We start from the raw sequence: 14,335 nt of genomic DNA, 5'->3' as shown, positions 1-14,335 counted from the left end.
TCAGGCCGATCGCCGTGGCCAGGTGGGCGACGCCGGCCGGTGCAACTCGCCCGTCGACCCCACCGGCCGCACATCGGGCCCGACCGGGCGGATGTCATAGCAGGCGAGGGCCGCCCGGACCCCCTCCACGCCCTCGGTCCCGGTGGTTCCCGCCGGCCGCACGTCACCGCCCAGCAGGATTGTCGCATCCACCCGCAGCACCTCGGCGACGTCCCGGATGACGGAGAACCGGTCCAAGGCGCGAACGCCACGTTCGACCTTGTCCACCCAGCTCTTGGACTTGCCCAGCCGGTCGGCGAGCATCTGCTGCGTCATCCGCCGCCGCGCCCGCCACTGCGCCACCCGCCGACCTATCGCCGGCTCACCGCTGCCCACGACGCCACCGCCGGTCCGGCACCGCCCGGGTCGTCTCCTCGACCGGTATCCGTTCGGCCTCGGCCTGCGCGAGGATCCGCTGCCTCGCCGCCTCCCGCTCCTCCGCGTCCGCCTGCTCGCCCCAGCTCGACCCTGGATCGTGTTGCGCGTCGCCCACCTGCAACCCCTTCGGGAAGGGGCGCGGCGGTGGGCTCCGGGAAGGACCGCCACCACCGCGCCGGCTCAAGGGCACGGCGGCAGTCAGACGCGGGCAGCCGCACCCGTGATCAGGACGCTACGGAAGACGCACACGGTCGCTGGAACGACTACGCACCACTACCGGGCGACTACTGTGCGGCCATGCTCATCCGCTCGCACAGGCCGCGCAACTCCGGCGAGGCGACACCCCGGCGCAGCAACGACCGGGCCGTCTCCCGCGCCGACGTCGACGAACGCGCGTGCTGTGGGCCGACCCGTTCCGCCGCGAGCAGCATCCGCACCGCGTCCCGGTCCCGCCCGACCGCCTCGGCGGCCCGGCTCATGTCCAGCCAGAAGTACACCTGCCGCACCGCCGGCAGGCCGCGCACGTCCACACCGGCGACCGTCCGGATCGCCTCCTCCGGTCGGCCCGTGTCGAGCTGAAACGCCATCCGCCACAGCGCCACGTTGCGTGGGCCCCAGGCAAGATCCCAGCTCTCGGTCTCCCCCGTGTACGCGGCGATCCGCGCCGCCTCGGCGAGGTGCTCCTCCGCGCCCGCCCGGTCACGCAGGCCGGCAAGGTGATGGGCCCGCGCGAGATGCAGGAACCCGAGCACGTCCAGGGCCCCGTCCGCCCCGCTGCCCGCCAGGTCGGCACCCGCCGCGTCGCACCACGCCCGCGCCGGCCCGTACGCGCCCGAGTAGGCCGACACCCGCGCCCGGTTGGCCGCTGCCACCCCTGCCGCCACCGGATCGTCCAGCAGTCCCGCCGCCTCCGCACAGCGTTCCGCCGCGAGCCACGCGTGAGCCGGATAGCCGACGTTGAGCAGGGAACCCATCGCAACCCCGTAGACCGACACCATCTCCGCCAACGCCGCCCGCCGATCGGTCAGGCCATTCATCGCCGGCACCAAGTCGACAAGCCTGCGCAGGGCACCCGCGTAGTCACACCGCCCGTACAGGGCGCGCACGAGCCCTGCCTCCCGACGCACCTGCTCGACGGTGGCTGGCAGCTCCCGCCTGCCGGCCATCGGCGTGTCCATCATGATCCGCCACACCCGTTCGGCATCGATCCGCGCCGCATCGAGCTGCCGATCGGCCGGCGTGTACGCCTGCCCGGTCAGATCGACCACCGAGCACTCCAGCGCCGCAGCAAGGTCCACCACCATGTACCGATCGGTGCGCTGCTGGCCACGCTCGATCCGCGACCACGATGTATGGGAGATGCCGGCACGGCTGGCGGCATGCCGGATGCTCCAACCGCGCAGCTCGCGACGGATCCGGATGCGATCACCGATCGACGGATCGACGGGTATGGGACGACGGGGCATCAGCGACACTCCCAGGTCGAGGGCTGACCGGCATGCCCGCTGGCATCAACCAGCGGCCATTTCGGACGGTACACTCGAACGCACTGACCGCAGTGTTACCCGGCGGAGCTTCACGTCGGCGGCCAACCGCCACTGTCGCTCCCGTCGCGGTCAATCAGGGGCGGTGCCGGGCGGCGTCGCTCATGGCGCGGGCGCGGGGTGGCGGAGGCCCGCGAGGACGAGGGTGACGACCTGGTCCGCGTCGGCGCGGAAGTCCGGGTGGTCGTACGCCGCGCAGATGCCCTGGAGGGCGATCATGACGGCGCCGGCGCTCACGTCGTCGCGGACGGTTCCCGCCTCGGCGGCGGAGGCCAGCAGGTCGGCGACGACCTGTTGCAGGGCCTGGGCGCCCTCGGCCATCGCGTCCGGGCGGGTGGCCATGAGCGCCGCGAGGGTGCGGGCGAGACCCTGGTGGGCGTGCAGGTGGGCGACGAGGCCACGCAGGAAGGACTCCAGCGCCTCGTCGGCGGGGAGGGTGGCGTGCAGGGCGCGGGCGCGGTCGCACAGTGCGGCGAGTTCTTCGCGGTAGACCGCCTCGGCCAGGGCCTCCCGGGTCGGGAAGTGCCGGTAGAGCGTGCCGGTGCCCACGCCGGCCAGCTTGGCGAAGTCGTCGAAGCGCAGGTCGAAGCAGTTGTTGGCGAAGAGTTCGCGCGCCTTGGCGAGCAGGGCGTCGCGGTTGCGGCGGGCGTCGGCGCGCAGCGGCTTGGCGTCGGTCACGTGAGATCCCATGTTGACAAGTGGAGACCGTCTCCATATGTTGGAAGTGGAGATGGTCTCCAATTATAGCCTACGGGGCGGCGCGTGAAGATCTTGATGTTCGGCCGGGGCGTGATCGGCGCGGTCTACGGGTGGGCCCTGGAACGGGCCGGACACCACGTCGAGTTCTACGTCCGGCCGGGGCGGGCGGCGGCGTACGGGGATGCGATCGACCTCGACCTGCTCGACGCGCGACGGCTGCCGTGGGGAAAGCGCGTCACCGAGAAGTGGCCGGTGCGCTACCGCGAGTCGCTGGAGCCGGACCACGACTTCGAGCTGATCGTGCTGAGCGTGCAGCACTACAGCTTCGCGGAGGCCACGGCCTTCCTCGGGCCCCGGGTGGGCGGGGCCACGGTGCTCGTCTTCAACAACCTGTGGGTCGATCCGCTGGCCGCGATCGACCATCTCCCCACGGAGCAGGTGGCCTGGGGCTTCCCCGGGGCCGGTGGCGGTTTCGGCGACGACGGTGTGCTGCGCGCGGCGCTGCTGCCCGCCGTCTTCCTCGGCACGCTCGACCGGCCGCCGACCGCACGCGAGCAGGCCGCACGCGGGCTGTTCCGCGGGGCCGGGCTCAGGGTCCGGGAGAACTCCGACTTCCGGGGGTGGCTGGCGATCCACTTCGTCCAGAACGCGGGTCTGCACACGCAGAGCCTGCGGCTTGGTTCCCTGTCCACGATGACGCGCGGCGACGTACGCGAGGCGATCCTCGCCGTCCGCGAGCTGCTGCCGCTGGTCGAGGCGCGCGGCGTCGAGCTGCGGCGGCACCGGGCCGACCTGCTGCCGTTCACCGTGCCCGTCTGGCTGGCCGCGCCGACCCTCTCCTGGCTGCTCGCCCGGTTCCCGCCGATGCGCCGGGTGACGGCGGCGCACGCCAACCCCGAGGAGCTGCGCGCGATCTGCCGCGACACTCTGGCGGAAGCGCGCAGGCTGGGGGTGAAGGTGCCCAGGCTGGAGGCAGCCGAGCCCTACTTCACCGACGGTCATCTGGCGTTGAAGTAGCTCGCCTCCGGGTGGTGCACCACGATCGCGTCGGTCGCCTGCTCCGGCACGAGCTGGAACTCCTCCGACAACTGCACCCCGATCCGCTCCGCGCCCAGCAGGTCCACGATCTTCGCCCGGTCCTCCAGGTCCGGGCAGGCCGGGTAGCCGAACGCGTACCGGCAGCCCCGGTAGTCGGTGCGCAGCAGGCCCGCCAGGTCTGCCGGGTCGTCGTCGGCCACCGTGCGCCCGCCCGGCAGCGTCAGCTCCGCGCGGATCCGCCGGTGCCAGTACTCCGCCAGTGCCTCGGTGAGCTGCACCGACAGGCCGTGCACCTCCAGGTAGTCCCGGTAGGAGTTCCCGGCGAACATCTTCGCCGTGTAGTCGCTGATCGGCTGCCCCACGGTCACGAGCTGCAACGCCACCACGTCCAGGCCGTCGCCGCGCGGCCGGAAGAAGTCGGCCAGGCACAGCCGCCGCTCCTGCCGCTGCCTCGGGAACGAGAACCGGGTCCGCTCGGTGCGCCCGTCCTCGTCGAGCACCATCAGGTCGTTGCCCTCCGAGTACGCCGGGAAGTATCCGTACACCACGGCCGCCTCGAGGACCTTGTCGGCGGTCAGCCGGTCCAGCCAGTACCGCAGCCGGGGCCGCCCCTCGGTCTCGACCAGCTCCTCGTACGACGGGCCCTTGCCGCCCCGCGCCCCCCGCAGCCCCCACTGCCCCAGGAACGTCGCCCGCTCGTCCAGCAGCGCCGCATAATCCGCCAGCGGCACCCCCCGCACCACCCGCGTGCCGAGGAACGGCGGCGTCGGCACCTCCACGTCGACCGCCACGTCCGAGCGCACCGACGCGTCGTCCAGCCCCGGCAGCGCCTGCCCGACCGTCGCCCGCTGCCGCTCCCGACGCTGCCGCCGCGCCGCCAGGGCCGCCTCCCGCTGCGGATCCACCACCGGCGCGCCGCCCCGCTTGGCCGTCATCACCCGGTCCATCAGCGACAGCCCCTCGAACGCGTCCCGGGCGTAGTGCACCTGGCCGGGGAACGCCGCCCGCAGGTCGTCCTCCACGTACGCCCGGGTCAGCGCCGCCCCGCCGAGCAGCACCGGCCAGCGCTGCGCCACCCCGCGCTCGGCCATCTCGGCCAGGTTCTCCTTCATGATCACCGTGCTCTTGACCAGCAGCCCCGACATCCCGATCGCGTCGGCCCGGTGCTGCTCGGCCGCGTCGAGGATCGCCGAGATCGGCTGCTTGATGCCGATGTTGACCACCTCGTAGCCGTTGTTGGACAGGATGATGTCCACCAGGTTCTTGCCGATGTCGTGCACGTCGCCCTTGACGGTGGCCAGCACGATCCGGCCCTTGCCGCCGTCGTCGGCCTTCTCCATGTGCGGCTCCAGGTAGGCCACCGCCGTCTTCATCACCTCGGCCGACTGCAGCACGAACGGAAGCTGCATCTGGCCCGAGCCGAACAGCTCCCCGACCACCCGCATGCCGTCCAGCAGCAGGTCGTTGATGATCGACAACGGCGACCGGCCCCCGGCCATCGCCGCGTCGAGGTCGGCCTCCAAGCCGTTGCGCTCGCCGTCGACGATCCGCCGCCGCAGCCGCTCCTCCAGCGGCAGCGCCGCCAGCTCCTGCGCCCGGGTGGCCCGCGCCGACGAGGCGTCCACCCCCTCGAAGATCTCGATGAACCGCTGCACCGGGTCGTGGCCGGCGCGCCGCCGGTCGTACACCAGGTCCAGCGCGGCCTCCCGCTGCTCGTCGGGGATCTTCGACATCGGCAGGATCTTGCTGGCGTGCACGATCGCCGACGTCAGCCCCGCCCGCACGCACTCGTGCAGGAAGACCGAGTTGAGCACCTGCCGGGCAGCCGGGTTCAGCCCGAACGACACGTTCGACACACCGAGGGTGAAGTTGACCCCCGGCCAGCGCCGCGCGATCTCCCGGATCGCCTCGATCGTCTCGACGCCGTCGCGGCGGGTCTCCTCCTGGCCGGTGGCGATCGGGAAGGTCAACGCGTCGATCAGGATGTCGGACCGGCGCAGCCCCCACCGGCCGGTCAGGTCCTCGATCAGCCGCTGCGCGACCCGCACCTTCCACTCGGCCGTGCGGGCCTGCCCCTCCTCGTCGATGAGCAGCGCCACCACCGCCGCCCCGTGCTCGACGACGACCGGCATCACCCGGGCGTAGCGGGAACCCGGCCCGTCGCCGTCCTCGAAGTTGACCGAGTTGACCACGCACCGCCCGCCGAGCATCTCCAGCCCGGCCTCGATCACCGCCGGCTCGGTCGAGTCCAGCATGACCGGCAGCGTGGACGCGGTGGCGAACCGCCCGGCCAGCTCCCGCATGTCCCGGGTGCCGTCGCGGCCCACGTAGTCCACGCACAGGTCCAGCAGGTGCGAGCCGTCCCGGGCCTGGCTGCGGGCGATCTCCACGCACGCCTGCCAGTCGCCGGCGAGCATCGCCTCCCGGAACGCCTTCGACCCGTTGGCGTTGGTGCGCTCCCCCACCATCAGGACGCTGGCGTCCTGGGCGAACGGCACGTGGTGGTAGATCGAGGAGACCCCGGCCTCGGGGCGCGGCTCGCGGGCGCCCGGCCGCGCCCCGCGCAGCCGCTCGGCGACCAGCCGGATGTGCTCCGGCGTCGTCCCGCAGCAGCCGCCGACCACCGCCACCCCGTACTCGGCGACGAACCGCTCCAGCGCGTCGGCCAGCTCCACCGGGGTCAGCGGGTAGACCGCGCCGTCGGCGGTGAGCTGCGGCAGGCCGGCGTTCGGCATCACCGACAGCGGCACCCGGGCGTGCCGGGACAGGTAGCGCAGGTGCTCGGTCATCTCCGCCGGGCCCGTCGCGCAGTTCAGCCCGATCAGGTCGATGCCCAACGGCTCCAGTGCGGTCAGCGCCGCGCCGATCTCGCTGCCCAGCAGCATCGTGCCGGTGGTCTCCACCGTGACGTGGCAGATCAGCGGCACGCGCCGCCCGGCCTCGGCCATCGCCCGGTGGGACCCGACCACCGCCGCCTTCACCTGCAGCAGGTCCTGGCAGGTCTCGACGATCAGCGCGTCCACGCCACCGGCGAGCAGGCCCGCCGCGTTCTGCTGGTACGCGTCGCGCAGCGTCGCGTACGCGGCGTGCCCCAGGGTGGGCAGCTTCGTGCCGGGGCCGATCGCACCGAGCACGAACCGGGGCCGCTCGGCGGTGCCCCACGCGTCGGCGGCCTCCCGGGCGATCCGCGCGCCGGCCTCGGACAGCTCCCCGATCCGGTGCTCGATGCCGTATTCGCCGAGGTTGGCCAGGTTGGCGCCGAAGGTGTTCGTCTCGACGCAGTCCGCGCCCGCCGCGAGGTAGGCGTCGTGCACCCCGCGGACGACGTCCGGGCGGGTGACGTTGAGGATCTCGTTGCAACCCTCGTGCCCCTCGAAGTCGTCCAGGGTCAGCTCGGCCGCCTGGAGCATCGTCCCCATCGCGCCGTCGGCGACGAGAACCCGCTCCGCCAGCACGTCCAGCAGCGAAGTCCCCACCCCACTCAGGGTAGTGCGAGGATCCGACGGTGGGGGCGGGCCGCGACGCACCGGGGGCCCGCGGGCCGGACCGGCGCGGCCGACGGGCCGCATCCGGCCCCGACACGTAGGCTGACGGACGTGAAGGACATCAGGGACGTCACCGGGCCCGGCAGGCGGACGACCGGGCCGCAGCCCGGGACCGCCCGCCGACGACAGGGTGAGGTGACGGCATGACCGAGTTCGACGGACTGCCGGTGCTGCGGTCCCCCGTGGCCATCGCCGCTTTCGAGGGCTGGAACGACGCCGCGGACGCCTCCACCGCGGCGGTCGAGCACCTGGAACAGGTCTGGCAGGCGCGGCAGGTCACCGAGCTGGACCCGGAAGACTTCTACGACTTCCAGGTCAGCCGGCCGACGATCACGATGGCCGACGGCGAGACCCGCCGCGTCGAGTGGCCCACCACCCGGTTCATGGTGGCCAGCCCGGAGGGCACCGAGCGGGACGTGGTGCTGATCCGGGGCATCGAGCCGAGCATGCGCTGGCGCACGTTCTGCGAGCAGGTGCTGGAGATCTGCCACAGCCTGGAGGTCGAACGGGTGGTGCTGCTCGGCGCGCTGCTGGCCGACGTGCCGTACACCCGGCCGTTGCCGATCAGCGGCAGCGCCTCCGACGCGGAGGCCGCGCGGCGCTACCAGCTCACCCCCACCCGCTACGACGGTCCCACGGGCATCGTCGGGGTGCTGCACGACGCCTGCACGCGCGCCGAGGTCGACGCGGTGTCGTTCTGGGTGCACGTGCCGCACTACGCCAACAACCCGCCCTGCCCCAAGGCCACCCTCGCGCTGCTGCACCGGGTCGAGGAGGTGCTCGACCTGCCGGTGCCGATGGCCGACCTGGCGGAGGAGGCGGCGGAGTGGGAGCAGCGGGTGCGCGGGGCCGCCGAGCAGGACGCCGAGCTGGGGGAATACGTGCGTGAGCTGGAGGAACGCGTCGGCGACGCGGGCATCACCCCGCTGACCGGCGACGAGATCGCCCAGGAGTTCGAGAAGTATCTGCGCCGGCGCGGCGGCTCCGCCGGCCCGACGGCCGGCTCCTGGTAGCCGGGTTTCTTCCGAAAGCCCCTGGATCGCCTGGTCCGGGGGCTTTCGCGTGTCCGGGGTGGCGCGCTCACATCCCCTAGGGCATCCTAGGAACCTAGCTGTGATCTCCAGGAGGAGCCATGCAGATCAACCCGGGTGCGGCCGAGTTCCCGCACCGGCAGATCGCCGCGCAGCTCAAGGCCCAGGTGCGCCGCGGCGACTGGGGGCCGGGCGAGCGCCTGCCGTCCATCCCGGCCATCGCCGAGATGTTCGGCGTCGCCAAGCAGACCGTGCAGCGCGCCGTCGACCAGCTGCGGGTCGAGGGCATCCTGATCACCAAACCCGGCTCCGGTACGTACGTCAGAGGCACCCGACGCCGGCTCAACCGCCTCTCCCGGGGCCGGTACGGCGGCTTCCGCGGCTACCACACCGACCTGGCCGCCCGGTACCGTCAGCAGCTCGTCTCGGTCGGCCGCGCCCCCGCCCCGCCGGAGGTGGCCGACGCGTTCGGCGTCGCCGACGGCACCGAGCTGCTCTGCCGCCGCCACCTCGTGCGCACCGAGGACTCCCCCGTCGAGGTGGGTGCCTCCTGGTTCCTGCCGGCCGACACCGCCGGCACCACCCTGGAGCGGGGCGAGGCGTTCGGCCGGCCCCTCTACCAGGAGGCGGAGGAGGCCACCGGCCGGCAGTACGTCACCGCCACCGACACCATCACCGCCCGCCAGCCCAGCCGGGAGGAGGCGGAGACCCTCCAGATCCGCCCCGACACCCCCGTGCTACACCTGCTGCACGTCGCCTACGACGCCCGGCGCAAGCCCATCGAGGTCGCCCAGGCCACCTGGCCCGGCCCGATGACGACGCTCACCGAGGAATACAAGATCCCGGCCCCCACCCCGGCCCCCGACCCGGACCCGGGCCTGATCCTGGGCTGACCCCACCCTGCCCCCGCCCCGCGCCCCCTGCTCCCCCCCGCGCCCCCGCCCCCGCCGCCCGCCCCGGTGATCAAGAGGTTTGCGTCATCGTCGAGATCAACTTTGACGCTTTTCTCTTGATCACCGACCAGAGCGGGGGCGGGGTGGGGCGGGGTGGGGGTGGGGGTGGGGGTGGGGGTGGGGGTGGGGGTGGGGGTGGGGTTAGAGGCGGAGGCCGAGGAGGGCGTCGACGGTCGTGGCGAAGAGGGCCGGGGCCTCGGGGTCCGTGCCCGTGCCGGCGAGGGCACGCTCTGCCCAGTCGTCGGCGAGCGCGAGCGCGCCCGGGGTGTCCAGGTCGTCGCCGAGGCGCTCGCGTACCCCCGCCAGGAAGTCGTCGCCGGACGGCCCGGACGGCGCGGTGGCGGCCCGCCGCCAACGGGCCAGGCGCTCCTGCGCGGCCGCGAGCAGCTCGTCGGTCCAGGTGCGGTCGGCGCGGTAGTGGCCGGCCATCAGCCCGAGCCGCACCGCCATCGGATCCACCCGGTCGGCGCGCAGCCGGGAGACGAAGACCAGGTTGCCCTTGGACTTCGACATCTTCTCGCCGTTCAGGCCGATCATGCCGGCGTGCACGTAGTGGGTCGCGAACGGCGACCGGCCGGTGAGCCGCTCGGCGTGCGCGGCGGAACACTCGTGGTGCGGGAAGAGCAGGTCGTTGCCGCCGCCCTGCACGTCGATCGACTCGCCGAGCAGGTTCAGCGCGATCACCGCGCACTCGATGTGCCAGCCGGGCCGGCCCGGGCCGAGGTCGCCGCCGGGCCAGGACGGCTCGCCCTCGCGGGCGCCGCGCCACAGCAGCGGATCGAGGGGGTCGCGCTTGCCGGCCCGCTCCGGGTCGCCCCCGCGCTCCGGGAAGATCTCCAGCATCTCGGCCCGGGACAGGTTGGACTCGTAGCCGAACTCGGGCGCGGCGGCGATGTCGAAGTAGACGTCCCCGGTGCCGTCGTCGAGCCGGTACGCGGCCCCGTCCTTGAGCAGGGTGAGAACCTTGTCGGCGATGTCGGGGATCGACTCGACCGCGCCGACGTAGTGCGCCGGCGGGATCATCCGCAGCGCCTCCATGTCCTCGCGGAACAGCGCGGTCTCCCGCATGGCCAGGACCTTCCAGTCCTCGCCGTCGCGCTCGGCCCGCTCCAGCAGCGGATCGTCGATGTCGGTGACGTTCTGCACGTAGCGCACCGTCAGGCCGGCGTCGAGCCACATCCGCTGCACCAGGTCAAAGGTGATCATGGTGGCGGCGTGGCCGAGGTGCGTGGCGTCGTACGGGGTGATGCCGCAGACGTACATGGTGGCCACGTCGCCAGGTCGACTGGGATGGGCACCGCGTCGCGCCGAGTCGAACAATGTCAGCGGGCCGCCCCTGCCGGGCAGCCGTGGCACCTCATGTCCCGTCCAAGACTCCATGACCGTCAGCCTAGCCAGCCGCCCCGCGCGCCGGACCCACCCCACGGGTGACCAACGCGACAACCGCTCACGCCCCTGGTGGGCGGCGCGGTCGGGCCTGCCGGACGGTCGGACCGACGGCTACATCGGCGGCCAGGGCATCGCCGGCCAATCTTGCGGCGGCTGGGGGAACCGGCCACCGTCGCGCAGCCGGCCCACCCGGGCCGTCAGCTCGGCGACCTCGCGGATCGTCAGGTGCTCGGCCAGCTCCCCGCCCAGCTCCCCGCCGAGCCGGACGGTCAGGTCGGCGAGCATCTCCAGGGCGTCCGGCGGCAGCTCCCGGCCGGCCCAACCCCAGAGCACGGTGCGCAGCTTGTCCTCCACGTGGAAGCTCACCCCGTGGTCGACGCCGTAGAGCCGGTCGTCCGCGCCGAGCAGCACGTGGCCGCCCTTGCGGTCCGCGTTGTTGATGACCGCGTCGAGCACCGCCAGCCGGGCCAGGCGCGGATCGTCGGCGTGGGCCAGGGCGTACGCGGCACCGTCGTCGTCCCGGGCCGCCGCGACCGGGAACCAACGCGGCGGCACCGCCTCCGCCGGCACGAAGCCGACCAGCGGCTCGGCGTCGTCGGGCTCGTCGATCCACAGTTGACAGGAGCCCGGCCCGAACGGGCCGTCGCGCAGCACCGTCGGCGGGACCAGGTCCCAGCCGGTGGCGCGGGAGACCAGGTACGCCGAGACCTCCCGGCCGGCGAGGGTGCCGTCCGGGAAGTCCCAGAGGGGACGCTCGCCGCGCACCGGCTTGTAGACGCAGCGGGCGCTCACCCCGTCGAGGGTGAGCGCACCGAGCAGCGTCGCGTTCGACGCGTCGACCAGGCGGCCTTCGACGGTCAGCTCACCGTCACGGAGCAGCCGTAGCGTCGCCGCGTCGTCCTGCCGACGTTCGAGGTCCGACGAGGTCACCGGTGATAACCGTTGTGCCGCGGGCAGAGGTGCCCGGCGGGATCCAGCGGCTGGCCGCAGAGCGGGCAGGGCGGGCGACCGGCGTTGACCACCCGGCGGGCCCGCTCGATGAACTCGCGGGTCGCCTCGGGGGTCAACCGGACGCGCAGCCGGTCCAGGTCCTCGTCCGGCTCCTCGTCGTCCTCATCGTCGTCGTCCTCGTCCTCGTCGCCGCCCAGCTCGACCTCGGTCTCCGCCTCGCCGGCGGCGATCGCCTCGATCACGACGGTCGCGGTGTCGACGTCGAAGGCCAGGCCGAGGGTGCCGACGCGGAACTCCTCGTCGACCGGCGTGTCCAGCGGGTCGTTGTCGCCCACCGACGTCACCGCCTCGGGCAACTGCACGCCGAAGCGGCGCTGCGCCTCGGTGAGCAACTCCTCCAGCTTCTCGGCGAGCAACGACACCTGGACCTTCTCCAGCGCGACGCTGACCAGCCGGCCTCCGCCGCGGGCCTGCAAGAAGAACGTGCGCTCCCCGGGCGGCCCGACGGTCCCGGCGACGAACCGCTCCGGCGGCTCGAAGGCGTGCACCTGGTGGGTCATACCCACGACCCTATCCGGCGTGCCACAGCGTCGCGCACCCCACCGACCCGGAATCGCGCGCCCGCGCCGCACCCGTCCTGCCACCCGGGCCGACCGACCGGGAGGACGCCCGCCGCCGGCCTCACCGCGTGGCCCCCGCTCCCCCGCCGACCGCCGCGTCGGACTCCGCCGGCCGCGTGGCCCGCCGTCGGCGCCGGCGCGGCGGCGGCACCAGCCCGGCCAGGTCACCGCCGGTGTCGTTGAGCCGCAGCAGGAAGGGCCGCAGCGGCGTGTACCGGATCGCCGTGACCGACGCCGGGTCCGCGACGATGCGCTGAAAAAGATCAAGGTGTACGCCGAGCGCGTCCGCGACGATGGCCTTGATCACATCGCCGTGGCTGCACGCCAACCAGACCGCCTCGGGCCCGTGCTCGGCGGTGATCCGGGCGTCCCAGGAACGCACCGTGGCGACAGCTCGGGCCGCCATCGCCGCCATGGCCTCCCCGTCGGGAAAGACGACGGCGCTCGGGTGCTGCTGGACCACCGGCCAGAGCGGTTCCTTGGCGAGCTTCTTGAGCGGCTGTCCCTCCCAACTGCCGTACCCGCACTCGATCAGCCCCTCGTCCACCGTCGGCGCGGCCTGCGGCAGGGCCAGTTCCAGGGTCTGCCGGCACCGGACCAGCGGGCTGGTCACCACCGCTGCGAGGGGCAGCCCGCGCAGCCGCTCACCCACCGCCGTCGCCTGGGCCCGGCCCGTGTCGTCCAGCTCGACGGGCTGCCGTCCGGCGAGACCGCCGTCGGCGTTCGCGGTGGTGCGGCCGTGCCGCAGGAGGAGAAGAGTCGCCACGCTGCCCACCCTAGGCGGTACGGACCGGACCGCGGCGAGAGGTTGATCGACTCCGTGTCGGTGACATGGCGGCATCAACGCGCCGGGATACCCCCACCTGCCCGGCATCCCACCACGCGACCGCCCGATTGGGTGGTTTGTCCGACCCGGCGCGGTGGCGTGGGACGGGTCCGGCGTGGGCGCGACGTGGGGCGGGGCGGGGCCGGGGTGACCGACGGACCCCGGGGCGGGCGGGCCGGCGGGGCGTGGCTGGGTTGATCGACTTCATGTCGGGAAGGTGGGGGTATCCCGCGTCGTTGATACCGCCACCTGCCCGACATCCCGTCACCCCTCCACCGGAATGGGCGGATTGTCCGCCCCGGTGGGGCGGCGAGGGGGCGGGGCGGGGTGACCGGCGGCACCCCGCGGCCGGAATCCTGGCCGGGGCGGGGGCGTTACACCTGACGGACGACCGCAGCAGCACCCCGGATCCCCCGATCCGGCAGGCCCCGGGCCGCTCGCGTGCTGGCTCACCCGACGCGCCTGCCCCACCGACGCCCGGTCCGCCCCGCGGCGTGCCGGCCGCCTCGGCATCAGGCCCCGGGGAATGGGGGCCGGTCGCCGGTCGTTACACCCGGACCCGGCGCGGTACCTCACGGCAGCCGCCCCGGCCCTCCCTCATCTTTTTCTTTCCCCCTTTGTTCGTTGTTCGGGCGCCTCGACGTGGTGCTCACACCCGCCCACCCCTACGGGCCGGTGTCGACCCCCCCGATAGGAGACACCCCTCATGAACACGACCATCCTGCGTAAGAGCGTCCTCGGCATCGCCGGACTCGCGTTCGCCGGTGGCCTCGCCGCCGGCCCCCTCCACCACGCCACCACCACCGACACCGGCACTGTTGACGCGCGGCCCGTCGCCGCCGTACAGGCCGACACGACCGCCGCCGTGGACACGGCCAAGCTGATCCCGCACGGCGTGCAGGGCACGCAGTCGCGCATCGACCTCGACGCCGAGCAGACCGCCAACGCCAAGGCCATCATCGCCGCCACCAAGAAGACCGGCCTCGACGAACGCGCCGCGGTCATCTCCATCGGCACCGCCCTGCAGGAATCGAAGCTGCAGAACCTCGGCCACCTCGGCGACCGCAACGACCACGACTCCCTCGGCCTGTTCCAGCAACGCCCCTCCAGCGGCTGGGGTTCGCCGGAGCAGATCACCGACCCGCAGTACGCCACCACCGCGTTCCTCAAGGGCCTGCGACAGGTCGACGGCTGGCACGACATGCCGCTGACCGACGCCGCCCAGACGGTGCAGGTCTCGGCCTACCCCGACGCGTACGCGCAGTGGGAGCAGCAGGCCGCCGACCTCGTCACCCAGCACTGGAACAACAGCTGACCCAGCG

Annotated in this window: 13 protein-coding genes; 4 read left to right on the top strand and 9 right to left on the bottom strand. The window is 73.3% G+C overall.

From position 1 onward, the window contains the following. From TK50_RS35770 to TK50_RS29300, 4 genes are all read right to left on the bottom strand, one after another. Positions 1-375: a helix-turn-helix domain-containing protein gene (locus TK50_RS35770; protein WP_043968788.1), complete on the bottom strand. Its 375-nt coding sequence runs from the start codon at positions 373-375 to the stop codon at positions 1-3. Continuing rightward, positions 362-532: a hypothetical protein gene (locus tag TK50_RS35260; RefSeq protein WP_229406898.1), complete on the bottom strand. Its 171-nt coding sequence runs from the start codon at positions 530-532 to the stop codon at positions 362-364. Before TK50_RS35260 ends, TK50_RS35770 begins: the two co-directional genes overlap by 14 nt. Before the next feature lie 169 nt (positions 533-701). Continuing rightward, the gene (locus tag TK50_RS29305; RefSeq protein ID WP_241774177.1) at positions 702-1,850 is read right to left on the bottom strand and encodes a helix-turn-helix domain-containing protein; all 1,149 of its coding nucleotides are present in this window, start codon (positions 1,848-1,850) and stop codon (positions 702-704) included. A gap of 213 nt (positions 1,851-2,063) precedes the next feature. Next, entirely contained in the window at positions 2,064-2,651 is a 588-nt protein-coding gene (locus TK50_RS29300) for a TetR/AcrR family transcriptional regulator (RefSeq protein WP_241774141.1), read from the bottom strand. Between the two features lie 72 nt (positions 2,652-2,723). Between TK50_RS29300 and TK50_RS29295 the strand changes: the two genes are divergently transcribed. Next, positions 2,724-3,677 (top strand): ketopantoate reductase family protein, encoded by a 954-nt coding sequence (locus tag TK50_RS29295; protein ID WP_043968785.1) that lies wholly within the window; start codon positions 2,724-2,726, stop codon positions 3,675-3,677. On the opposite strand, the gene metH is transcribed toward TK50_RS29295, so the two are convergent. Further along, positions 3,659-7,174, bottom strand: a complete 3,516-nt coding sequence (gene metH / locus TK50_RS29290) for a methionine synthase (protein ID WP_199486170.1) — start codon at positions 7,172-7,174, stop codon at positions 3,659-3,661. The genes TK50_RS29295 and metH overlap by 19 nt on opposite strands. 212 nt (positions 7,175-7,386) lie before the next feature. Here metH and TK50_RS29285 point away from each other — a divergent pair, with 212 nt between their 5' ends. Then, positions 7,387-8,256 (top strand): PAC2 family protein, encoded by an 870-nt coding sequence (locus TK50_RS29285; protein ID WP_043968784.1) that lies wholly within the window; start codon positions 7,387-7,389, stop codon positions 8,254-8,256. A gap of 119 nt (positions 8,257-8,375) precedes the next feature. Further along, positions 8,376-9,167: a GntR family transcriptional regulator gene (locus tag TK50_RS29280; protein ID WP_043968783.1), complete on the top strand. Its 792-nt coding sequence runs from the start codon at positions 8,376-8,378 to the stop codon at positions 9,165-9,167. A gap of 201 nt (positions 9,168-9,368) precedes the next feature. On the opposite strand, the gene mshC is transcribed toward TK50_RS29280, so the two are convergent. The 4 genes from mshC to TK50_RS29260 form a co-directional block, all read right to left on the bottom strand. Continuing rightward, positions 9,369-10,607, bottom strand: a complete 1,239-nt coding sequence (gene mshC / locus TK50_RS29275; protein WP_043968782.1) for a cysteine--1-D-myo-inosityl 2-amino-2-deoxy-alpha-D-glucopyranoside ligase — start codon at positions 10,605-10,607, stop codon at positions 9,369-9,371. A 120-nt stretch (positions 10,608-10,727) separates the two neighbouring features. After that, positions 10,728-11,546, bottom strand: a complete 819-nt coding sequence (locus tag TK50_RS29270) for an SCO1664 family protein (protein ID WP_043968780.1) — start codon at positions 11,544-11,546, stop codon at positions 10,728-10,730. Beyond that, a complete protein-coding gene (locus TK50_RS29265; protein ID WP_043968778.1) occupies positions 11,543-12,127 on the bottom strand; it encodes a DUF3090 domain-containing protein in 585 nt (194 codons plus the stop codon). Before TK50_RS29265 ends, TK50_RS29270 begins: the two co-directional genes overlap by 4 nt. A 121-nt stretch (positions 12,128-12,248) precedes the next feature. Next, entirely contained in the window at positions 12,249-12,962 is a 714-nt protein-coding gene (locus tag TK50_RS29260; RefSeq protein ID WP_043968776.1) for a histidine phosphatase family protein, read from the bottom strand. Between the two features lie 757 nt (positions 12,963-13,719). Here TK50_RS29260 and TK50_RS29255 point away from each other — a divergent pair. Beyond that, positions 13,720-14,328 (top strand): hypothetical protein, encoded by a 609-nt coding sequence (locus TK50_RS29255; RefSeq protein WP_043968775.1) that lies wholly within the window; start codon positions 13,720-13,722, stop codon positions 14,326-14,328. Positions 14,329-14,335: the final 7 nt, after the last annotated feature.

This window comes from Micromonospora haikouensis (assembly GCF_000876225.1).
Lineage (GTDB): Bacteria > Actinomycetota > Actinomycetes > Mycobacteriales > Micromonosporaceae > Micromonospora > Micromonospora haikouensis.
Note: the sequence above shows the minus strand (reverse complement) of the source record. Positions and strands in the feature narration are given on the sequence as shown.